This window comes from Pantoea sp. MHSD4, from assembly GCF_021043305.1.
GTDB classification, from domain to species: domain Bacteria; phylum Pseudomonadota; class Gammaproteobacteria; order Enterobacterales; family Enterobacteriaceae; genus Pantoea; species Pantoea eucalypti.
Genome location: NZ_JAJNDH010000005.1, coordinates 157930 through 178717 on the forward strand (window position 1 = coordinate 157930; position 20788 = coordinate 178717).

Annotated in this window: 19 protein-coding genes and 1 other RNA gene; 13 read left to right on the forward strand and 7 right to left on the reverse strand. The window is 55.7% G+C overall.

What is annotated here, in order from left to right; all coding sequences use genetic code 11:
- Nucleotides 1–91 precede the first annotated feature (91 nt).
- The gene (argO, locus tag LQK91_RS16195) at nt 92–715 is read left to right on the forward strand and encodes an arginine exporter ArgO (protein ID WP_003852843.1); all 624 of its coding nucleotides are present in this window, start codon (nt 92–94) and stop codon (nt 713–715) included.
- 144 nt (nt 716–859) lie between these two features.
- On the forward strand, nt 860–1585 hold the full coding sequence (locus LQK91_RS16200; RefSeq protein WP_105099886.1) for an oxidative stress defense protein: 726 nt from the start codon (nt 860–862) through the stop codon (nt 1583–1585).
- Nucleotides 1586–1615: 30 nt separating this feature from the next.
- Here LQK91_RS16200 and LQK91_RS16205 read toward each other — a convergent pair whose 3' ends face one another.
- Entirely contained in the window at nt 1616–2521 is a 906-nt protein-coding gene (locus LQK91_RS16205; protein WP_008925678.1) for a LysR family transcriptional regulator ArgP, read from the reverse strand.
- A gap of 181 nt (nt 2522–2702) precedes the next feature.
- On the opposite strand from LQK91_RS16205, the gene rpiA reads away from it, so the two are divergent.
- Together rpiA and serA are read left to right on the forward strand one after the other, a co-directional pair.
- On the forward strand, nt 2703–3362 hold the full coding sequence (gene rpiA, locus LQK91_RS16210; protein WP_003852846.1) for a ribose-5-phosphate isomerase RpiA: 660 nt from the start codon (nt 2703–2705) through the stop codon (nt 3360–3362).
- 279 nt (nt 3363–3641) lie between these two features.
- Complete coding sequence (gene serA, locus LQK91_RS16215; protein WP_003852850.1) at nt 3642–4880, forward strand: phosphoglycerate dehydrogenase; 1239 nt, start codon at nt 3642–3644, stop codon at nt 4878–4880.
- A 256-nt stretch (nt 4881–5136) separates the two neighbouring features.
- On the opposite strand, the gene LQK91_RS16220 is transcribed toward serA, so the two are convergent.
- The 3 genes from LQK91_RS16220 to zapA form a co-directional block, all read right to left on the reverse strand.
- Nucleotides 5137–5730, reverse strand: coding sequence for a 5-formyltetrahydrofolate cyclo-ligase (locus tag LQK91_RS16220; protein WP_033743153.1), 594 nt, complete (start codon nt 5728–5730; stop codon nt 5137–5139).
- Between the two features lie 92 nt (nt 5731–5822).
- Nucleotides 5823–6005, reverse strand: a non-coding RNA gene (gene ssrS, locus LQK91_RS16225) — 6S RNA.
- A gap of 39 nt (nt 6006–6044) precedes the next feature.
- The gene (gene zapA / locus LQK91_RS16230; protein ID WP_008925677.1) at nt 6045–6374 is read right to left on the reverse strand and encodes a cell division protein ZapA; all 330 of its coding nucleotides are present in this window, start codon (nt 6372–6374) and stop codon (nt 6045–6047) included.
- Nucleotides 6375–6544: 170 nt separating this feature from the next.
- Between zapA and LQK91_RS16235 the strand changes: the two genes are divergently transcribed.
- The 8 genes from LQK91_RS16235 (at nt 6545) to LQK91_RS16270 (ending at nt 16587) form a co-directional block, all read left to right on the forward strand.
- Nucleotides 6545–7123 carry a YecA family protein gene (locus tag LQK91_RS16235; protein WP_003852855.1) on the forward strand — a complete coding sequence of 193 codons (579 nt, stop codon included), beginning with the start codon at nt 6545–6547 and terminating at the stop codon, nt 7121–7123.
- A 46-nt stretch (nt 7124–7169) separates the two neighbouring features.
- A complete protein-coding gene (gene pepP, locus LQK91_RS16240) occupies nt 7170–8492 on the forward strand; it encodes a Xaa-Pro aminopeptidase (protein ID WP_003852857.1) in 1323 nt (440 codons plus the stop codon).
- Nucleotides 8489–9667, forward strand: a complete 1179-nt coding sequence (ubiH, locus tag LQK91_RS16245; RefSeq protein WP_105099885.1) for a 2-octaprenyl-6-methoxyphenyl hydroxylase — start codon at nt 8489–8491, stop codon at nt 9665–9667. The genes pepP and ubiH overlap by 4 nt, the downstream gene beginning before the upstream one ends.
- A 13-nt stretch (nt 9668–9680) precedes the next feature.
- Nucleotides 9681–10883: an FAD-dependent 2-octaprenylphenol hydroxylase gene (gene ubiI / locus LQK91_RS16250; RefSeq protein ID WP_003852862.1), complete on the forward strand. Its 1203-nt coding sequence runs from the start codon at nt 9681–9683 to the stop codon at nt 10881–10883.
- 432 nt (nt 10884–11315) lie between these two features.
- The gene (gene gcvT / locus LQK91_RS16255) at nt 11316–12413 is read left to right on the forward strand and encodes a glycine cleavage system aminomethyltransferase GcvT (RefSeq protein ID WP_105099884.1); all 1098 of its coding nucleotides are present in this window, start codon (nt 11316–11318) and stop codon (nt 12411–12413) included.
- A gap of 23 nt (nt 12414–12436) precedes the next feature.
- Complete coding sequence (gcvH, locus tag LQK91_RS16260; RefSeq protein ID WP_003852867.1) at nt 12437–12823, forward strand: glycine cleavage system protein GcvH; 387 nt, start codon at nt 12437–12439, stop codon at nt 12821–12823.
- Between the two features lie 80 nt (nt 12824–12903).
- A complete protein-coding gene (gene gcvP / locus LQK91_RS16265) occupies nt 12904–15777 on the forward strand; it encodes an aminomethyl-transferring glycine dehydrogenase (protein ID WP_105099883.1) in 2874 nt (957 codons plus the stop codon).
- Nucleotides 15778–15843: 66 nt separating this feature from the next.
- Nucleotides 15844–16587: an SDR family oxidoreductase gene (locus tag LQK91_RS16270; RefSeq protein ID WP_039660739.1), complete on the forward strand. Its 744-nt coding sequence runs from the start codon at nt 15844–15846 to the stop codon at nt 16585–16587.
- Between the two features lie 30 nt (nt 16588–16617).
- Here the strand turns inward: LQK91_RS16270 and LQK91_RS16275 are convergent, their stop codons facing one another.
- Nucleotides 16618–18057 carry a 6-phospho-beta-glucosidase gene (locus LQK91_RS16275; protein ID WP_039660740.1) on the reverse strand — a complete coding sequence of 480 codons (1440 nt, stop codon included), beginning with the start codon at nt 18055–18057 and terminating at the stop codon, nt 16618–16620.
- A 115-nt stretch (nt 18058–18172) separates the two neighbouring features.
- Nucleotides 18173–18892 carry a MurR/RpiR family transcriptional regulator gene (locus LQK91_RS16280; RefSeq protein ID WP_003852874.1) on the reverse strand — a complete coding sequence of 240 codons (720 nt, stop codon included), beginning with the start codon at nt 18890–18892 and terminating at the stop codon, nt 18173–18175.
- Nucleotides 18893–19061: 169 nt separating this feature from the next.
- On the opposite strand from LQK91_RS16280, the gene trhA reads away from it, so the two are divergent.
- Nucleotides 19062–19727 (forward strand): PAQR family membrane homeostasis protein TrhA, encoded by a 666-nt coding sequence (trhA, locus tag LQK91_RS16285; protein WP_039660741.1) that lies wholly within the window; start codon nt 19062–19064, stop codon nt 19725–19727.
- A 49-nt stretch (nt 19728–19776) separates the two neighbouring features.
- Here trhA and ygfZ read toward each other — a convergent pair whose 3' ends face one another.
- On the reverse strand, nt 19777–20763 hold the full coding sequence (gene ygfZ, locus LQK91_RS16290; RefSeq protein ID WP_105099882.1) for a tRNA-modifying protein YgfZ: 987 nt from the start codon (nt 20761–20763) through the stop codon (nt 19777–19779).
- Nucleotides 20764–20788: the final 25 nt, after the last annotated feature.

Here is a 20788-nt window from a genome sequence, read left to right on the forward strand (position 1 = left end):
TTTGCTAATCGTGGATTAATTCTTTCAATTTCCGCTAATCATCTCCTCTCTTTATACTTCCCCACATCTGACCATGTGAGGACGTAATTCTGTGATATCTCTCTACTTTCAGGGGCTTGCCCTGGGCGCTGCGCTGATCCTGCCATTGGGGCCACAAAACGCATTTGTGATGAATCAGGGCGTGAAACGTCAGTATCATCTGATGACGGCGGCACTCTGCTCACTGAGCGATATTCTGCTGATATGCGGCGGCATCTTTGGCGGCAGCGCCCTGCTAAGCCAGTCTCCGCTGCTGCTGATGGTCATCACCTGGGCAGGCGTAGCCTTTCTGCTCTGGTATGGCTGGGGTGCGCTGCGAAGCGCTTTTCGTGGCAACGCCGATCTGGCGGATGGCGAGCCACTGAAGCAGAGCAGGGGACGCATTATCGCAACATTGCTGGCGGTAACCTGGCTCAATCCGCACGTCTATCTCGACACTTTTGTGGTGCTGGGCAGTCTTGGCGGCCAGTTGCCCAGCACCACGGCGCGTCAGTGGTTCGCGCTGGGCACCGTCAGCGCGTCGATCCTGTGGTTTTTCGGCCTGGCGCTGCTGGCCGCGTGGCTGTCACCGCGCCTGCGCACCGCGAAAGCACAGCGTGTGATTAACCTGCTGGTCGGCGCGGTAATGTGGTTTATCGCCCTGCAACTGGCGCGTCAGGGTATTGCCGGTTTTTGATCTTAGCCTCGATCCCGGGCGGTAATTGCCGCGCTGCGGACGAACTTTTGGCATAATGACCACTCAAAGCATGGCGCATACCGATGCGCTGTTGGGCTTCGCCGGTTGGAAGCCGTCATAGTGACCTTTTCAAGGAGGACTTTCATGAAACTGAAAGCATTGGCTCTGGCCGCAATCATGAGCGCCGGGGCATTGCCTGGCGTACACGCTGATGAGTTACCGAACGGACCGCACGTGGTGACCTCAGGCAAGGCAACGGTCGATGCTCGTCCCGATATCGCGACCCTCTCTATCGTTGTGAACGTGTCATCGAAAGATGCCGCAGATGCGAAAAAACAGGCAGATAGCCGGGTTGCGCAATATTTCGATTTTCTGCAGAAGAATGGCATCGAGAAAAAAGATATCGATGCGGCTAACCTGAGCACGCAGCCAGAGTACGACTACACCAAAGAGGGTAAATCCGTACTGAAAGGCTATCGTGCTGCGCGTCAGGTACAGGTCACCCTGCGTCAGCTGGACAAGCTGAATGATCTGCTGGACGGAGCACTGAAATCCGGTCTGAATGAGGTGCGTAGCGTCGAGTTAGGCGTGGCAAACCCGGAAAGCTATAAAGAGCAGGCGCGTAAAGCGGCGATTAAAAACGCCACTCAGCAGGCATCGCAACTGGCTGAAGGCTTTAACGCGAAGCTGGGATCGATCTACAGCATCCGTTATCAGGTCGCCAACTATCAGCCAATGCCGATGAACCGCATGTACAAAGCGGCGGCAGCGGCAGATACCTCGGCGCAGGAGACTTATGACCAGCAGAGCATCAACTTTGACGATCAGGTTGATGTAGTGTTTGAGATTAAGCCCAACGCGGCACAATAAAAAAACGGGGCTTTTGCCCCGTTTTTGTTTTCAGGCGGCGACGTCATTCTGACGCAGCACCCGATGTCCATGTGCAATCAGCGCATCGGTCACCCGACGCATTAACCGGCTTTCAGGCGCAAACCGATGCCAGTAGAGCATCCGGCGCTGATACAATCCCGGCGTCAAATCGATTAACTCACCGCTCGCCAGCTCACGTTCAATCTGAAGATGTGGGATCATACAGCAGGTCGATCCCTGTCGGGCCATCTGCACAAAGGCTTCAGACGAGTTCACAATGTGGCAGGGCACACTGCCAGGTGAAAGGTCAAAGTTCTGCTGCAGGAAAGCCTGGTGCATATCATCAAGATGATCAAAAGCCACGGCAGGCGCTTTCAGCAGGGCAGAGCGGGTAACGCCGTTTGGAAAGAAGCGTTCAGCAAAGTCGCGTGACGCCACAAACAAGTAGTCGAGCGCACCCAGCTGATCCACCAGGCAACTCGGCAGCGGCTGCGGCTGAATACTCACCGCACCCACCACTTCACCCCGACGCAGACGCTCCTGAGTGCGTGTTTCATCTTCAACCTGCAGATTCAGGCGAACGGGGGAGTCAGCCAGCACATCTTTTAGCGCAGGCAGCAACCAGGTCGCCAGACTGTCGGCGTTGACCGCCAGCGACAGCAGCAGCGGCGTGGTGCCACTGTTCTCATCGCCCAGCCACTCCTCTTCCAGCAATTCCACCTGATGCAGTAACGCCAGTAGTTTTTGGCCCTGTTCGGTCGGGCGCGGCGGCACAGTGCGCACCAGCAGCGGCTGACCAAACAGGTTCTCCAGCTGCTTGATTCGCTGTGAAACTGCAGACTGAGTGATACACAATTTTTGTGCGGCACGCTCAAATCCGCGTTCGCGGATCACTGAATCCAGCGCCTGAAGCGTTCGATAATCCGGGCGTTTCATTAATATTCATTCTCCTTCAGGATGGACGTCACTATGCCACAAAACTGTTATCTGTGATGGTTCTCTTGTTTTTGTGGACTGGCTTGCAAAGCGATAAATCCACGTCGGTCAGCCGAGCATTTTCAGCAAGCCTTGTTTTATACTACGCGCACTTCGTTGTCGCACAGGTTTTAAACATACCATGACCCAGGATGAACTGAAAAAAGCCGTTGGCTGGGCTGCACTTGATTACGTGCAGCCGGGCACCATTGTTGGCGTAGGCACCGGCTCCACCGCTGCCCACTTTATCGATGCGCTTGCCACGGTCAGGCATCAGATCGACGGTGCCGTCTCCAGCTCAGATGCCTCCACCCAGAAGCTGAAAAGCCTGGGTATTCAGGTTTTCGACCTGAATGAGATTGATGTGCTGTCGGTTTACGTCGATGGCGCGGATGAGATCAACCCGCAGATGCAGATGATTAAAGGCGGCGGCGCGGCGCTGACGCGTGAAAAGATTGTGGCTGCAGTGGCTGAAACCTTTATCTGTATCGCTGACGCCTCGAAAGAGGTGGATGTACTGGGCCGCTTCCCGCTGCCGGTTGAAGTGATTCCGATGGCACGCAGTTATGTGGCGCGTCAGCTGGTGAAAATGGGCGGCTTACCGGAGTATCGTCAGAACGTGGTAACGGATAACGGTAACATTATTCTCGACGTGCATAATCTGCGTATCCTGGATCCGATTGAGCTGGAAAAAACCATCAATGCGTTGCCTGGCGTCGTCACTGTCGGCCTTTTTGCCGCGCGCGGTGCCGATATTGCACTGATTGGCGGACCTGATGGGGTCAAAACTATCAAAAAATGATCTGTCTGGCGCCGTAAAGGCGTCAGTTATTTCTGCCTGAAAATCATCTTTTCTCACACTGGTGAAATTTGGTGACTTATGTCACATAAGCGTCATCGGCAGCGGGTTCGTTCTCTCTTCTTTGCCTCTCTCATGATTTTGTCCGGCAATGTACTGCTGGCAGCCGCTGCCGTGCTGGCTGCCGGGCAATCGTTTGTATTGCCGGACGCGATTTTTTTGATATTTTGACAGAAGGCTGGCTTATGGTAGTCCTCATTGAATGCTGAATAGGATTGGGAAATGGCAAAGGTATCACTGGAAAAAGATAAGATTAAGTTCCTGCTGGTGGAAGGTGTCCATCAGAGCGCGCTGGATAACCTGCGGGCTGCAGGCTATACCAACATCGAATTCCACAAGGGCGCGCTGGACTCCGACGCGTTAAAAGCATCGATTCGCGATGCGCACTTCATTGGTATCCGTTCCCGCTCCCAGCTTACTGAAGAGATTTTTGCGGCCGCTGAAAAGCTGGTCGCCGTTGGCTGTTTCTGTATCGGCACCAACCAGGTTGATCTGCAGGCTGCTGCCAGCCGGGGTATTCCGGTGTTCAACGCGCCGTTCTCCAATACCCGCTCGGTTGCGGAGCTGGTGATTGGTGAGATGCTGCTGATGCTGCGTGGCATCCCGGAAGCGAACGCGAAAGCGCACCGTGGCATCTGGAACAAGATTGCCAAAGGCTCATTTGAAGCACGTGGCAAAAAGCTGGGTATCATCGGTTACGGTCATATCGGGATGCAGCTGGGCGTGCTGGCAGAAAGCCTGGGCATGCATGTTTTCTTCTACGACATTGAAAACAAGTTGCCGCTGGGGAATGCTACCCAGGTACGCCATCTGGCCGATCTGCTCAACATGAGCGACGTTGTCAGCCTGCACGTGCCGGAAACTGCCTCAACACAGGATATGATCGGTGCAGAACAGCTGGCGCAGATGAAGCCCGGTGCGCTGCTGATTAACGCCTCACGCGGTACCGTAGTCGATATCCCGGCGCTGTGTGATGCGCTGGCCAGTAAACATGTTGGTGGCGCGGCCATCGACGTCTTCCCGACAGAACCCGCCACCAACAGCGAGCCGTTTATCTCTCCACTGAGCGAATTCGACAACGTGATCCTGACGCCGCACATTGGCGGTTCGACAGAAGAAGCGCAGGAGAACATCGGGATTGAAGTGGCAGGCAAGCTGGCGAAATATTCCGATAACGGCTCGACGCTGTCAGCTGTTAACTTCCCGGAAGTCTCGCTGCCGATTCACGGTATCAGCGCCAGTCGTCTGCTGCACATCCATGAGAACCGTCCAGGCGTGCTGACAGCCATCAACCAGATCTTCGCAGAGCAGGGCATCAACATCGCCGCCCAGTATCTGCAAACCTCGCCGTTTATGGGCTATGTGGTTATCGACATTGATGCCGAGCCAGAAGTGGCCGAGAACGCGCTGCAGCTGATGAAGGCGATTCCGGGTACTATCCGCGCCCGTCTGCTTTACTAAGCGATGCAGACACGAAGTGGCGCTAAATAGCGCCACTTCGTGCTATCAGGTACGATCTGCTGTGAGGCTGAGCCTGCTCAGGAAAAACGGTCAGATCGGAAAGTCGCAAACACGTCATTCCTGACTGCCTGGCCCGCGCGGGGGCCGCTTTCCTCTTCTTACCGTGTCCCCTTCGCGTGGTGCTATTTCATTGTTGCAAAATTCGCCCTGATTCGGGGTGCTGATCCGTCTGAAAAAGCCCATAACAGCGGCTCTTCTACTCCCACTGCCAGAGCTTTGACGGCGTCATTACCGCCGGCAAAGGTACATCCCATTCTGCCACCGGCAGGCTATCGACCTGCTGACAATCGTGGGCCAGACCAACCGGCAAAAAGCCGTGCTGTCGCCAGTTCTGCAGGGTGCGATCGTAGAAGCCGCCGCCCATGCCCAGACGCTGCCCATGCTGATCAAACGCCACCAATGGCACCATCATCAGATCCAGCTGATCAAGCGTGATCAACTGCCGGATATCCAGCGGCGGTTCAGGAATACGTAGTTTATTGATATGCAATGGGGTATCGGGCGTGTAGCGCAGAAACAGTAAATGACCGGGCGAGAAGGGATGCAAAACGGGCAGATAGACCGCTTTCTTCAGATGCCAGAGCCTGGCAATCAGCGGACGGGTATTCAGCTCACCATCAACTGACAGGAACAGGGCAATGTTGCGCGCGTGAGTAATCGGCGCATAGTTAAGGGCAAGTTCAGCAAGCTGTTCGGCCGCCTGGGCCTGCTGATCTTCAGTCATTGCACGGCGCAAATGGCGTACCTGCTGACGGATAACCTGACGCTGTATCATTGAAGGTGATGACATGGAAGATTCAGACATGATTTCCCCGCCTGATAAGTCGCTGAACAGCGACTATAACATGTCGGTATGGGGATGAAAGCAGGACTGCAGGAAGAGAGATCTCCGAGATGCCGCCGTAGGCTGTAACCCTTGAACCCTTGGTTCAAGGTGAACATGCCGTCATAACCATCAGGCTTCTCGGACGAACCGAGCATGCACACAGATTACGAGCGTCACATTCTGTTTTTTCGAAATATCGGCTCAGGGGACTGGCCCACATGCAAACATCTCAGAGAAAATTTACCTCACCGTTACTTTAGTATAGCAACCATGAAGTTTTATTCGAACTTCGCACCCTCACGCTCAGAGATGCGACCTTGCTCAACTAATGCCTGTTCAATCGTCTGCTGCAACATACGGATACGCTGTTCCATATTAGCAGCATAATCGCGCGTTTTCACTTTCTCTTGCGCCAGCTCGTGGCAGACGTTTAACGCGGCGATGAACACCAGTTGTTCTGTATTGGTGACTCTAGTGCGAACTTTTAGATCTTGCAACCGTTGATTGAGATCTTCAGCCGCGCTATTGAGCGCATCTTGCTGCTCTGGCGGACAATTCACTCTCAACGAACGACCAAAAATTTGTAAATCTACCGGTTGTGCAGACATGCCACCTTCCTGACTGATTACTTCGCTCGCAACTCCCTTAGCTGTCAATGGCTTGGGAGGCGGGCAACTATATAGACCCACGAAATAAGATACAACCCCTTTTCTGGAAACCTTGAGGCAGCTAGTGGTAGCATAACACGAACTTATTCTGCCAACGACGATGAAAACTTATGTCCTTACAGAACGCAACCCCCGATTACAACGCGCTCGCGGCAGTGCTCTCACAGCAGGGTGTTGGTATGACGCCTGCAGAAATGCATGGCCTGCTAAGCGGCATCCTCTGCGGCGGTAACCAGGACACCAGCTGGAAGACGCTGGTACACGATCTGGCTAACGAAGGCATGGCGTTTTCACACACGCTTGCGGTCCCGCTGGCGGCGCTGCACGAGCACACGGCCACTACGCTGGAAGATGAGGGTTTCCTGTTTCAGCTCATGCTGCCTGCGGACGACGACATCACCGTATTTGACCGTGCCGATGCGCTGGCAGGCTGGGTTAACCATTTTCTGCTCGGTCTGGGCGTAACACAGCCTAAACTGGATAAAGTCACCGGCGAAACCGGCGAAGCAATCGATGATTTGCGTACGATTGCCCAACTCGGTTACGAAGAGGATGAAGACCAGGAAGAACTGGAGCAGTCGCTGGAAGAGGTGATTGAATATGTGCGTGTCGCTGCACTGCTGTGCCACGATACCTTCACTCGTCCGCAGCCAACCGCGCCAGAAGTGCAAAAACCGACGCTACACTAATTTCAGGTCAACGCGTTTAACCGGTCAGTTTACAGGGAGTGCAGAGATGATTTCACTGGAACGATACCTGCAGCGTCGTCAGGCGCTGCTGGCGAAGATGGTGCCTGGCAGCGCAGCGCTGATTTTTGCTGCGCCTGAAGTGACGCGCAGTAACGACACCGAATATCCCTTCCGCCAGAGCAGCGACTTCAGTTATTTCACCGGCTTTAATGAGCCGCAGGCATTGCTGGTGCTGATCAAAAGCGATGAAAATCACAACCACAGCGTGCTGTTTAACCGCGTGCGTGACCCCGCAGCGGAAGTCTGGTCTGGTCGTCGATTGGGTCAGGAGGCCGCGCCCGATAAACTCGGCGTGGATCGTGCCTTACCCTGGACCGATATTGGTGAACAGCTGCACCTGCTGCTGAATGGTCTGGATGTGATTTACCATGCGCAGGGCGAATATGCTCACGCAGACACTCTGGTGTTCAGCGCACTGGATAAACTGCGTCGCGGTTTCCGCCAGAATCTTAGCGCGCCAGCCACCGTCACTGACTGGCGTCCATGGGTGCATGAGATGCGCCTGTTTAAAGATGCGGATGAAATTGAGTTGTTACGCCGCGCCGGGAAAATCAGTGCACTGGCGCATACTCGCGCGATGCAAACCTGTCAGCCGGGCATGTTTGAGTATCAGCTGGAAGGGGAGATCCATCACGAATTTACCCGTCACGGCGCGCGTTATCCCTCCTATAACACCATTGTGGGGGCCGGCGAGAACGGCTGCATTCTGCACTACACCGAAAACGAAAGTGAGATGCGCGACGGCGATCTGGTACTGATCGATGCAGGCTGTGAATTCCACGGCTATGCCGGTGATATCACCCGTACCTTCCCGGTTAACGGCCGATTCAGCCCGGCGCAGCGCGCGATTTATGACATCGTTCTGGCTTCGCTGAAGCGATCGCTTGAGATGTTCCGGCCTGGCGTCAGCATTCGCGAAGTGAATGACGAAGTGGTGCGCATTATGATCACCGGTCTGGTGGAGCTGGGTATTCAGGAGGGTGACATCGATACCCTGATCGCCGAAGACGCACATCGCCAGTTCTATATGCATGGCCTGGGCCACTGGCTGGGGCTGGACGTTCACGACGTAGGTCACTACGGCACCCCGAGTCGCGATCGGATTCTGGAGCCGGGCATGGTGTTAACCGTTGAGCCGGGTCTCTATATCGGGCCGGATGCGGATGTACCCGCGCAATATCGCGGCATTGGCATCCGAATCGAAGATGACATTGTGATTACGGAAGAGGGCATTGAGAATCTCACCGACAGCGTCGTGAAAGAAGCCGATGAGATTGAAGCACTGATGGCGGCGGCAAAACAGGCATGACAATTCTGATTGCCGGAGGCGGCATGACCGGGGCGACGCTGGCGCTGGCGATCTCCCATCTCACCCAGGGCACACTGCCGGTGACGCTGATTGAAAGCAGCGAGCCAGGCAGCCGGGCGCATCCCGGTTTTGACGGCCGCGCGATTGCCCTCGCGGCCGGAACCTGCCAGCAACTGGCGGATATCAACCTGTGGCAGCGCATTGCCCGTTGTGCCACGCCGATTACCCATATCCATGTCTCCGATCGCGGTCACGCGGGCTTTGTGTCACTGGCGGCGGCTGATTATGACATTCCGGCGCTGGGGCAGGTTGTCGAGCTGTTTGATGTCGGTCAGCGGCTGTTTGCGGAACTGAAAAAAGCGCCAGGCGTGACGCTGCGCTGTCCTGCACGCGTTACCCAGGCTCACCGAAGCGACCAGCAGGTTGAGGTGACACTGGACAGTGGCGAACAACTCAGCGGCAAGCTGCTGGTGGCCGCGGATGGCACGCGCTCTGCCCTGGCCGCCTCGTGCGGTATTCAGTGGCAAAGAGACGACTATCAGCAGCTCGCGGTAATTGCCAATGTCTCCACTGCGCTGCCCCATCAGGGCCGCGCTTTCGAGCGTTTCACCGAGCATGGCCCGCTGGCGCTACTGCCGATGTCTGGCAACCGTCTCTCGCTGGTCTGGTGTCATCCGCTTTCGCAGCGCGAACGCATTGAGCAGTGGAGAGAGGCTGAATTCCTGAGTCAGCTGCAGCGTGCCTTTGGCTGGCGACTGGGCAAATTTACTCACACGGGTCAGCGAGAATACTACCCGCTGGCGCTGCACCGGGCGATGTCGCCGGTGACGCACCGTGTGGCGGTGGTGGGTAATGCTGCACAGACGCTGCATCCCATTGCCGGGCAGGGTTTCAATCTTGGCCTGCGCGATGTGATGTCGCTGGCTGAAACGCTGGCAGCCGCCCATCGTCATCAGCAGGATCCCGGCAGCTATGCCGTGCTGCATCATTATCAGCAGCGTCGTCAGCCCGATCGCGCCGCCACTATCGGCATCACCGACGGACTGGTGCGCGTTTTTGCAAACCAGTATGGTCCACTGGTGGCAGGACGTAACCTGGGCCTGCTGGCAATGGATCATCTGCCGTGGCTACGAAATCAACTGGCTGAGCGTACGCTTGGCTGGGTTAAGCGTTAATAAAGAGGCTCAGATGCAAACTTTTGATGTGGTGATCGCCGGTGGCGGTATGGTGGGGCTGGCGGTGGCCTGCGGCTTGCAGGGCAGCGGACTGCGCATCGCCGTGCTGGAAAAATCGCCGGAGCCACCGCTGGCGCTGAGTGCGTCACCGTCGATTCGCGTGTCGGCGATAAACGCCGCCAGCGAACGGCTGCTGCAGAAGCTGGATGTCTGGTCGACCATTCTTTCGCTGCGCTGCCGCGCATATCACGGCATGGAAGTGTGGGATAAGGACAGCTTCGGCTCCATCGCTTTTGATGATGAGCAGCAGGGCTTGTCACATCTGGGCCATATCGTCGAAAACCCGGTGATTCACACTGCGCTCTGGCAACGTGCCAGCGCCTGCAGCGACGTGACGATAATGGCACCTTCGCAGTTACAGCAGGTGGCATTTGGTGACAACGAAGCCTTTGTTACGCTGCAGGATGGCAGTATGTTAAGCGCGCGATTACTGATTGCCGCTGACGGTGCTAACTCCTGGCTGCGCAACAAAGCCGATATTCCGCTGACTTTCTGGGATTACGATCACCGTGCGTTAGTGGCTAACGTCCGCACTGAGAAGCCGCACGACGCTGTGGCCCGCCAGGTGTTCCACGGCGACGGTATTCTGGCTTTCCTGCCGATGCAGGATCCGCATCTGAGCTCCATCGTCTGGTCGCTCTCGCCACAGGAAGCGAGCCGTCTGGAAACCATGCCGGAAGCGCTGTTCAATCAGCAGCTCTCAGTGGCGTTTGATATGCGCCTCGGCCTGTGTCAGCTGGAAAGCGAGCGCAAATCGTTCCCGCTGGTAGCGCGCTATGCCCGCAACTTTGCGGCACACCGTCTGGCGCTGGTGGGCGATGCGGCTCACACCATTCATCCGCTGGCGGGGCAGGGCGTAAACCTTGGCTTTATGGATGCCGCCGAGTTGATTGGCGAGATTCGCCGCCTGCATCAGCAGGGCAAAGATATTGGTCAGCACCTCTATCTGCGTCGCTACGAGCGCAGCCGTAAACACAGCGCCGCAATGATGCTGGCTGGCATGCAGGGCTTCCGGGAGATGTTCGCTGGCAATAATCCGGCGAAAAAACTGCTGCGTGACGTCGGTCTGAAACTGGCTGATCGTCTGCCAGGGGTAAAACCTATGATGCTGAAGCAGGCGATGGGCCTGAATGATTTGCCCGCCTGGCTTCGCTAAATTCTCGCCTTTTGATAAGCCAGCGTCTGCTGGCTTTTTTTATGTCTGAATCCCTCTGCACCACCAAAAGGCAATGCTGCACCAGTCCAGGTCTTCGTTTGATTTATTCTAATTTTGCTAGCAATTTCGCATTACTTTTTCTCATTCATCTCTTCGCGGGCAGCGGGATTTTTTTAACATCCTGAACGCCTTGCCGCATAAATTTGCTGTGTATATTTAAAGTCCCTGCATTTATTGCGCGATTAATCACAAAATTGCAGTTTTTTATCCTGTCACAGGCTGTTTCTGGTTAGGCTGTGCATCTGCGTTCGACCCCGGTTTGCTTATGGTTAATCGTCAGATTCGGTGGTAACGTCAGTCGTAAGAGAACGTTTGCGTCGGCACTCAATTCCGGCGCAATTTTGCCCTCACTCGCTTCTGCACAGGATGGTTATGACTCAGCAAACACCTCTGTTTGAACAGCATCAGGCCTGCGGTGCCCGCATGGTGGATTTTCATGGCTGGATGATGCCATTGCACTATGGCTCCCAGATGGATGAACATCATGTGGTGCGCACTGACGCCGGGATGTTTGATGTCTCTCACATGACCATTGTCGACCTGACAGGACCGCGTACCCGCGAATTCCTGCGCTATCTGCTGGCGAATGATGTGGCAAAACTGACGCAGCCTGGCAAAGCGCTTTACACCGGGATGCTGAATGCGTCGGGTGGCGTCATTGACGATTTGATTGTTTACTTTATGAGCGAATCGTTCTTCCGGCTGGTGGTGAACTCCGCAACCCGTGAAAACGATCTCGCCTGGATCACACAACATGCGCAGGGTTATGGCATTACGCTGATGGAACGCGATGACCTGGCGCTGATTGCTGTGCAGGGTCCGCAGGCGCAGCAGAAAGCGCAGACGCTGTTCAGCGAGGAGCAGCGTCAGGCTGTGGCTGGCATGAAGCCGTTTTTTGGTGTGCAGTCAGGTGACCTGTTTATCGCGACCACCGGTTACACCGGCGAAGCAGGATATGAAATTGCGATGCCCGCCGGTGAGGCAGCCGATTTCTGGCAGCGCCTGCTGGCAGCTGGCGTAAAACCTGCCGGACTGGGCGCACGCGACACACTGCGCCTGGAAGCCGGAATGAATCTTTATGGTCAGGAGATGGACGAAGGCGTTTCACCGCTGGCCGCCAACATGGGCTGGACGGTGTGCTGGGAACCTTCTGACCGCGATTTCATTGGCCGGGAAGCGCTGGAACTGCAGCGTGAACGCGGCACAGAAAAGCTGGTGGGGCTGATCCTCACAGAAAAAGGGGTGCTGCGTAACGGCCAGCCGGTGCGTTTCACCGATGACCAGGGGCAGCCACAGGAGGGGATCATCACCAGTGGTTCTTTCTCACCGACGCTGGGTTGCAGCATCGCCCTGGCGCGCGTACCGGCCTCGGTCAGCAGCACCGCCATCGTTGAGATCCGTAACCGCCAGATGCCCGTCCAGGTTACCCGTCCCGTTTTTGTCCGCGCCGGTAAACCGGTCGCTCAGTAAATTTTATTCAGGAGAAATGGCCAATGAGCAATGTGCCGAATACGTTGAAGTACCGCGACAGCCATGAATGGGTGCGCAAAGAAGCCGATGGCAGCTACACCGTGGGTATTACTGAACATGCGCAGGAGTTACTGGGCGACATGGTATTTGTCGATCTGCCTGAAGTGGGCGCGACGTTTGCCGCCGGTGAAGAGTGCGCGGTGGCAGAGTCCGTTAAAGCGGCGTCAGATATCTATGCGCCAATTAGCGGTGAGATTGTGGCGGTCAACGATGCCCTGACTGACTCACCGGAGCAGGTCAACAGCGAGCCTTATGACGGCGGCTGGTTATTTAAAATCAAAGCCAGTGACGCGTCTGAAATCGACACGCTGCTGGATGCGGATGCTTATAAAGCCTCCATCGACGAGTAATCGTCAGGCGGCCTCAGACAGAGGCCGCAGATTTTTGTTTGCTCTCCGGTTCCCCCAGCCCGATTCAGGATTTACTGCTAATGACTCAGACTCTCAGCCAGCTTGAACACAACGGTGCATTCATTGAGCGCCATATCGGTCCTTCACCTGAGCAGCAGGCGCAGATGCTTGACGCGATTGGTGCCCGTTCGCTGGACGCGTTAATCAGCACGATTGTGCCGGCAGACATTCAGCTGCCGGGTCCACCCGCCGTTGGCGAAGCCGCGACTGAACAGCAGGCGCTGGCCGAACTGAAAGCCATTGCCAGTCAGAATCTGCGTTACAAATCCTGGATTGGTATGGGATACAGCGCGGTCATCACTCCGCCGGTTATCCTGCGTAATATGCTGGAAAATCCGGGCTGGTACACTGCCTATACCCCGTATCAGCCTGAAGTCTCGCAGGGCCGCCTGGAAGCACTGCTGAACTTCCAGCAGCTGACGCTGGATCTTACCGGCATGGATATTGCGTCCGCCTCTTTGCTGGATGAAGCCACGGCTGCAGCCGAAGCGATGGCGATGGCAAAACGCGTCAGTAAGCTCAAAAACGCCAATAAATTCTTCATTGCCGACGATATTCATCCTCAGACGCTGGATGTGGTCCGGACTCGTGCAGAGACGTTCGGTTTTGAACTGATCATCGACAGCGCCGACAAGGCCGCGGATCACGACGACCTGTTTGGTGTGCTGCTGCAACAGGTGGGAACGACGGGCAACGCGCACGATTACAGCGCGCTGATTGCCGGGCTGAAAGCACGCAAAGTCGTGGTCAGCGTGGCGGCAGACTTTATGTCGCTGGTGTTACTGGAAGCACCAGGCAGGCAGGGCGCAGATATTGTCTTTGGTTCCGCTCAGCGCTTCGGCGTGCCGATGGGTTACGGCGGTCCGCACGCTGCCTTCTTCGCCAGCCGCGACGAGCATAAACGCTCTATGCCAGGCCGCATCATCGGTGTATCACGTGATGCCGCAGGCAACACAGCACTGCGCATGGCGATGCAGACCCGTGAACAACATATCCGTCGTGAAAAGGCTAATTCCAACATCTGTACGTCGCAGGTGCTGCTGGCAAACATTGCGGGTCTCTATGCGGTTTTCCACGGCCCGGCTGGTCTGAAACGTATTGCCTCACGCATTCACCGCTTCACCAGCATCCTGGCAGCCGGACTGCAGCAGGGCGGCCTGAAACTGCGCCATCAGCACTGGTTCGATACGCTGACGGTGGAAGTGTCGGATAAAGCCGCTGTGCTGAACCGCGCTCTGAGCTTTGGCGTTAACCTGCGCAGCGACATCCATAATGCCGTTGGCATCACGCTGGATGAAACCACCTGCCGCGAAGATATTCTGGCGCTGTTTGCTATTCTGCTGGGTGATGAACATGGCCAGGATCTGGAAAAACTCGACAGCGAAGTCGCCAGTGAAAGCCACGCGATTCCTGCGGACCTGCAGCGTCACAGCGAGATCCTGACCCATCCGGTGTTCAACCGTCATCACAGCGAAACCGAGATGATGCGTTATATGCACAGCCTGGAGAAAAAGGATCTGGCGCTGAATCAGGCGATGATCCCGCTCGGATCCTGCACCATGAAGCTCAATGCTGCCGCTGAGATGATCCCGATCACCTGGCCGGAGTTTGCTGAGCTGCATCCATTCTGCCCGGCTGAACAGGCTACCGGCTATCTGCAGATGATCGGCCAGTTGTCGCAGTGGCTGGTGCAGCTCACCGGCTATGATGCACTCTGCATGCAGCCTAACTCTGGCGCGCAGGGGGAATATGCCGGGCTGCTGGCGATCCGCCGCTATCACGAAAGTCGCGGCGAGGGCGATCGTCATCTCTGTCTGATCCCGAGTTCGGCACACGGTACGAACCCGGCCTCAGCCCAGATGGCGGGCATGGACGTTGTTGTGGTCGCGTGCGACAAACAGGGCAACATCGACCTTGGCGACCTGCGTGAAAAGGCGGCGCAGGCGGGCGACAAACTTTCCTGCATCATGGTGACTTATCCCTCCACACACGGTGTCTATGAAGAGACCATCCGTGAAGTGTGCCAGATCGTGCATCAGTATGGCGGCCAGGTGTATCTGGATGGCGCGAACATGAATGCGCAGGTCGGCATCACCACGCCAGGCTACATCGGCGCAGATGTCTCGCACCTCAATCTGCACAAAACCTTCTGCATTCCGCACGGCGGTGGTGGTCCGGGTATGGGACCGATTGGCGTGAAAGCGCACCTGGCTCCGTTTGTTCCGGGACACAGCGTGGTGCAGATCGACGGTGTGCTGACGCAGCAGGGCGCGGTCTCCGCAGCGCCGTTTGGCAGCGCCTCTATTCTGCCGATCAGCTGGATGTATATTCGCATGATGGGCGCCGAAGGGCTGAAACAGGCCAGTTCGGTCGCGATTCTGAATGCTAACTATATTGCCAGCCGCCTGCAGTCTGCTTATCCGGTGCTCTATACCGGCCGCGATGGCCGTGTGGCGCACGAATGTATTCTCGACATCCGTCCGCTGAAAGAGCAAACCGGCATCAGTGAGCTGGATATTGCTAAGCGCCTGATCGATTACGGATTCCACGCGCCGACCATGTCCTTCCCGGTGGCGGGCACGCTGATGGTGGAGCCGACCGAGTCAGAGAGCAAAATCGAACTGGATCGCTTTATTGACGCAATGCTGGCGATCCGTATGGAAATTGACCGGGTGGCGGCAGGGGAATGGCCGCTGGACGACAACCCACTGGTTAATGCGCCGCATACCCAGCTGGAAATCGTCAGTGAATGGTCACATCCTTACAGCCGTGAACTGGCGGTCTTCCCGGCGGGCAGCCATAACAAATACTGGCCGACAGTAAAACGTCTGGATGATGTGTTTGGCGACCGCAATCTGTTCTGCTCCTGCGTGCCGATGAGCGATTATCAGTAATCTCCCTACGGGCAAGCGTTAATCATCAGGGGCCGATTCGTCGGCCCTTTGTTATGGAGAATCAGCATGAAACTGGCACTGGTTACGGGTGGCAGCCGCGGTATCGGGCGGGCCACGTCACTATTACTGGCAGCCCGGGGTTATCGGGTTGCAGTGAACTATCGTCAGCGCGAGGCCGAAGCGCAACAGCTGGTGGCACAGATCCAGCAGCAGGGCGGTGAAGCCTTTGCGGTTCAGGCGGATATCAGTGATGAAGCGCAGGTGATGGCGATGTTTGCGCAGCTCGACAAGCACTCTATGCCGCTGGCGTTGCTGGTGAACAACGCCGGGATTCTGTTTCAGCAATGCCGCACCGAACAGCTTGAGGCGGCGCGACTGCAAAAGGTCTTTGCGACCAACGTCATCGGATCCTTTCTCTGCTGTCGTGAGGCGGTTAAGCGGATGGGCACGCATCACGGCGGTCAGGGCGGCGCGATTGTAAACGTCTCGTCGGCCGCATCGCGTACCGGTGCGCCTGGCGAATATGTTGATTACGCCGCCTCAAAAGGGGCGATGGATACGCTGACCAAAGGATTGTCGCTGGAAGTGGCGCAGCAGGGGATTCGGGTCAATGGCGTACGTCCGGGATTTATCTATACAGAGATGCATGCCGATGGTGGAGAGCCGGGCAGGGTAGACAGACTTGCCAGCGCGATTCCGATGGGGCGCGGCGGTGAGGCAGAAGAGGTAGCGGAAGCGATTGTCTGGCTGGCCAGCGATGCGGCCTCATACGTCACCGGCAGCATCATTGACGCTGCCGGTGGTCGTTAACTCACTTCGTAGCTTATGCGGCTTCAGGAATCAGAGGTTTTCGCCGTTGCTGGCGATAACCTGCTGATACCAGCTGAAGCTTTTCTTCTTCGCACGAGAAAAGTCGCCGCTGCCATCATCGTTTTTATTCACATGAATAAAGCCGTAGCGCTTATCGTACTGGCCGGTGGTAAAAGAGACACAATCCAGGCAACCCCATGGTGTGTAGCCCATTAAATCCACACCATCATACGCTACGGCTTTCTTCATCTCTTCGATGTGCGCACGCAGGTAGTCGATGCGGTAATCATCTTCAATCAGGCCGTCAGCGCCGGGCTTATCGATCGCACCAAAGCCGTTTTCGACAATAAACAGCGGCTTCTGGTAACGCTCATACATCTCGTTCATGGCATAACGCAGGCCGACCGGATCGATCTGCCAGCCCCAGTCTGACGCTTTCACATGCGGGTTTTTCACCACACCTTCAAAGCCGGTGATCGGATCGTCAACGCCGCTGGCATCGCTCTTCACGGCGTTGCTCATGTAGTAGCTGAAACCGACATAGTCTGCACAGCCCTGGCGCAGCGTCTCAGCATCGTCCGCTTCCATCTGAATGTCATAACCTTTACGTGCCCACTCCCTGAGCGTGTAGGCCGGATAGTAGCCACGCATCTGCACGTCACTGAACACATAGCGCTGATGCATCGACTCCTGCGCCAGCACCACATCGTCCGGGTGGCAGGAGAACGGGTAGACAGGGACCATGGCGATCATGCAGCCAATCTGGAAGTCAGGATTGATGTCGTGACCGAGCTTCACCACTTTAGCGCTGGCAACAAACTGGTGGTGCATGACCTGATACATTGCCTGTTCAGGTTTCTCATGCTCGGTAAAGATCACACCTGAGCAGCAGTAACCAAACAGCGGATACTGCCAGTTGCGCTGGTTGTTGATCTCGTTAAAGGTCATCCAGTATTTCACTTTGTTCTTATAGCGGTTCAGCACTACTTCGCTGAAGCGCACAAAGAAGTCGACCACTTTGCGGTTGTGCCAGCCGCCATACTCTTTGACCAGGTGATAAGGCATTTCGAAGTGCGAAAGCGTGATGACCGGTTCAATGCCATATTTCAGCAGTTCATCAAACAGATCGTCATAGAATTGCAGGCCGGCTTCATTAGGCTGCTGCTCATCTCCGTTGGGGAAGATGCGGGTCCAGGCAATGGAAGTGCGGAAGCATTTAAAGCCCATCTCGGCAAAAAGCGCGATATCCTGTTTATAATGAGAAAAAAACTCCACGCCTTTGTGGTTCGGGTAGAAATGACCAGGCTGCACGCCGTCGGTGATTACGCGGTCAACGCCGTGTGAACCGCCGGTCAGCACGTCAGCAATGCTGACGCCTTTGCCGCCCTGATCCCAGCCACCTTCAACCTGATGCGCCGCGACCGCACCGCCCCAAAGAAAGCCTTTTGGTAACTGCAATTCTGCACTCATGCTTTACTCCATTACGGATATTGAAATTGAGCTGAGTGTAGCAAGGCAATATTGAAAGTCACGATATAACAGCGCGCCTGGAATTACGTTTGTTACATCCAAAAAACAGGCTGTTTTATTTCCCCAGCTGGCGGCCTATTGCTTCAATAATATAGGTCACCGGCACCTGAGTGGTAATGTCAGAATTGTCGGCCATGCGAATAATCGGCACGTGATAGCAGAGGTTAAAATCACCAATCTTCGCCAGAGAGCAGCTTTCTGTATTCGTTATCGCAATGATTTTGCACTTCTTCAGGCTGAACTGACTGGCAATGCGCAGGATCTCTTCTGTTTCGCCGGAGACCGATAAAATAATGGCGACGGCATTTTCATACAGGTCAGTGCTGACCGGATAGTAGGGGTCGTCAATGGCGTGACTGAATTTACCGAGGTTAGAGAAAAACCGCGCGCCATATTTTGCCAGACTGCCGGAGGTGCCGACGCCAATAAAGAAAACCCGATCCGCCTGATTAATTTTCTGCGCAGCCTGCGTGATGAGCTGTTCAAACTCCGGGTTATTAATACTCTTGAAAAAACTCAGCATTTCACTGACGCCCGCCGTGTTGAGCAGCGGTGCACGCTGTTGTTCGCTTAAGCGCAGGCGGATGCGGAACTCTGACCAGCCTTCACAATCCATCTTGCGGCAGAAGCGCAGCACGGTGGTGGTGGAGACGGCAGCCTGCTCAGCCAGCTCGCGAATCGTCATATAGCTGACGCCCTCGCGGTGCTTAATGATGAATTGATAGACCTGCATTTCCAGATCGTTAAGGCGGGCGAGATCGCGATGCGAAAACATGAATGACTCATTAAACAGTTGACCGATGGTCAGTTTACCAGATTCAGTACGTGGTTTAAGGGATAGTGAATTTCTGTGAGCATTTTTAGCGTACACGTGTACACTGAAAAAATTATTGGGTAGGCTGGGTAACAGTGACTACTGCTATGGCGCTGTTCAGGAAACTAATATGACCACCACACTCTCTCAAAAACATCGACCCTCTGCGGGCTATTCCATTACCGAGGAGATTGCCAACAGTATCAGTCACGGTCTTGGCTGCCTGTCTGGCATCGTCGGGCTGGTGCTGATGCTCCATCAGGCCACTGAGAGGCAGGCTGACACCATCACCTTTATCAGCTACAGCCTCTATGGCGGCAGCATGATTTTGCTGTTTCTGGCCTCAACGCTCTATCACGCAATCCCGGATGGGCCCGCCAGACCCTGGCTGAAAAAGCTCGATCACTGTGCCATCTATCTGCTGATTGCGGGGACCTATACGCCGTTTCTGCTGGTCGGACTGAGGACGCCCCTGGCGTATGGCTTAATGGCGGTGATCTGGGGGCTGGCGCTGGCGGGTATTGTGTTCAAGCTCACGATTGCACATCGCTTTAAAGCGCTGTCGCTGGTGACCTATCTCTGCATGGGGTGGCTGTCGCTGATTGTGGTTTATCAGCTGGCGATGATCCTGCCGCCGGGCTGCATCTGGCTGCTGGCCGCAGGCGGAATTATCTATTCGCTTGGGGTGATTTTCTATGTGGCACGCCGCATTCCCTTTAACCACGCCATCTGGCATTTGTTTGTGCTGGGCGGCAGTCTCTGCCACTTCTGCGCCATCTATTTTTATGTGCGCTGAGTAGATGGCGGCATGGCCCTTCCGTTAATGAAAGGGCCATGCGGTTACATCACTCTTCAGCCAGCGAGTAGGGCAGCGGCTGAATGGTCAGATGCCCGCCTTCGTCACCTTCAACCCGCAGCACGCTGTCCGGCTCCAGATCGTTATTCAGCACCACCTGAATCCAGCTGATTCCATCATCTAACTGCACCGCAGCCAGCACGCTGCCGGTACGACGCCAGCGCTCACCCATCTGTAACTCCAGTGGAGCATTGGCTTCGGGCAGATGACTTGCCTGACCCGCCAGCCAGTAGAGCGCGCGTTTATTGGCACCGCGATATTTCGCTCTGGCGACCATCTCCTGACCGGCATAGCAGCCCTTTTTGAAGCTGATAGCATCCAGCGCCTGCAGGTTGGTGGCCTGAGGAATAAACTGCACACTGGTGGCCGGATCGATTACCGGAATGCCCGCTTCAATGTCCAGCGCCAGCCACTGCTGACTGTCATTAAACTGAGCATCGTCATTAAGCTTCTGTTTCAGCGCTTCTGCCTGTGACAGCGAAGTGACAATCAGAAAACGTTCGGCGGGTTGGGCAAACCACAGCAGCGTGGTTTCTCCCTGCTGCACGACCGGTTTCTCACTGTCGGGCAGGCTATCAAACAGATTCGCCAGCGCGGCGCGGGCCTGAAAACCGGCCAGGCCCAGCAACACGGACTCATCGTCAGCAGCCATCGTCACTTTCGAAAACACCGCGTATTTTTTTAACTCAGTCAGCTGGGTGTCGCGCAGTTCACGGCGGATCACATAGGCATAGCCTTCGCCGCGATGGAACAGGCGCATATTGCTCCACATTTTGCCTTTGGCATCGCAGTGTGCGGCGGGCGAATGGTGGTCTGCATCCAGCGCCGCGACATCCAGCGTTAGCTGACCCTGCAGGTAAGCGGTACTGTCAGCACCGGTAATGGAAACCAGCGCCCAGCTATCCAGTGACATCAGGGTTAATGGCAGGCGAGACGACGCGGCAGGCTGGCGCGGCGGTAAAGTAAAAGTGGGCATGGAGATATCCTGTATTAGAAGGTTC

What these genes read in the sequence shown, in the direction of transcription:
- gcvT (WP_105099884.1), top strand. Translation starts at nt 11,316, where the DNA reads ATGACTCAGCAAACACCTCTGTTTGAACAGCATCAGGCCTGCGGTGCC.
- LQK91_RS16270 (WP_039660739.1), top strand. Translation starts at nt 15,844, where the DNA reads ATGAAACTGGCACTGGTTACGGGTGGCAGCCGCGGTATCGGGCGGGCC.
- LQK91_RS16220 (WP_033743153.1), bottom strand. Translation starts at nt 5,730, where the DNA reads ATGTCATCACCTTCAATGATACAGCGTCAGGTTATCCGTCAGCAGGTA.
- trhA (WP_039660741.1), top strand. Translation starts at nt 19,062, where the DNA reads ATGACCACCACACTCTCTCAAAAACATCGACCCTCTGCGGGCTATTCC.
- serA (WP_003852850.1), top strand. Translation starts at nt 3,642, where the DNA reads ATGGCAAAGGTATCACTGGAAAAAGATAAGATTAAGTTCCTGCTGGTG.
- ubiI (WP_003852862.1), top strand. Translation starts at nt 9,681, where the DNA reads ATGCAAACTTTTGATGTGGTGATCGCCGGTGGCGGTATGGTGGGGCTG.
- LQK91_RS16275 (WP_039660740.1), bottom strand. Translation starts at nt 18,057, where the DNA reads ATGAGTGCAGAATTGCAGTTACCAAAAGGCTTTCTTTGGGGCGGTGCG.
- pepP (WP_003852857.1), top strand. Translation starts at nt 7,170, where the DNA reads ATGATTTCACTGGAACGATACCTGCAGCGTCGTCAGGCGCTGCTGGCG.
- ubiH (WP_105099885.1), top strand. Translation starts at nt 8,489, where the DNA reads ATGACAATTCTGATTGCCGGAGGCGGCATGACCGGGGCGACGCTGGCG.
- LQK91_RS16200 (WP_105099886.1), top strand. Translation starts at nt 860, where the DNA reads ATGAAACTGAAAGCATTGGCTCTGGCCGCAATCATGAGCGCCGGGGCA.
- gcvH (WP_003852867.1), top strand. Translation starts at nt 12,437, where the DNA reads ATGAGCAATGTGCCGAATACGTTGAAGTACCGCGACAGCCATGAATGG.
- LQK91_RS16205 (WP_008925678.1), bottom strand. Translation starts at nt 2,521, where the DNA reads ATGAAACGCCCGGATTATCGAACGCTTCAGGCGCTGGATTCAGTGATC.
- LQK91_RS16235 (WP_003852855.1), top strand. Translation starts at nt 6,545, where the DNA reads ATGTCCTTACAGAACGCAACCCCCGATTACAACGCGCTCGCGGCAGTG.
- ygfZ (WP_105099882.1), bottom strand. Translation starts at nt 20,763, where the DNA reads ATGCCCACTTTTACTTTACCGCCGCGCCAGCCTGCCGCGTCGTCTCGC.
- gcvP (WP_105099883.1), top strand. Translation starts at nt 12,904, where the DNA reads ATGACTCAGACTCTCAGCCAGCTTGAACACAACGGTGCATTCATTGAG.
- zapA (WP_008925677.1), bottom strand. Translation starts at nt 6,374, where the DNA reads ATGTCTGCACAACCGGTAGATTTACAAATTTTTGGTCGTTCGTTGAGA.
- LQK91_RS16280 (WP_003852874.1), bottom strand. Translation starts at nt 18,892, where the DNA reads ATGTTTTCGCATCGCGATCTCGCCCGCCTTAACGATCTGGAAATGCAG.
- rpiA (WP_003852846.1), top strand. Translation starts at nt 2,703, where the DNA reads ATGACCCAGGATGAACTGAAAAAAGCCGTTGGCTGGGCTGCACTTGAT.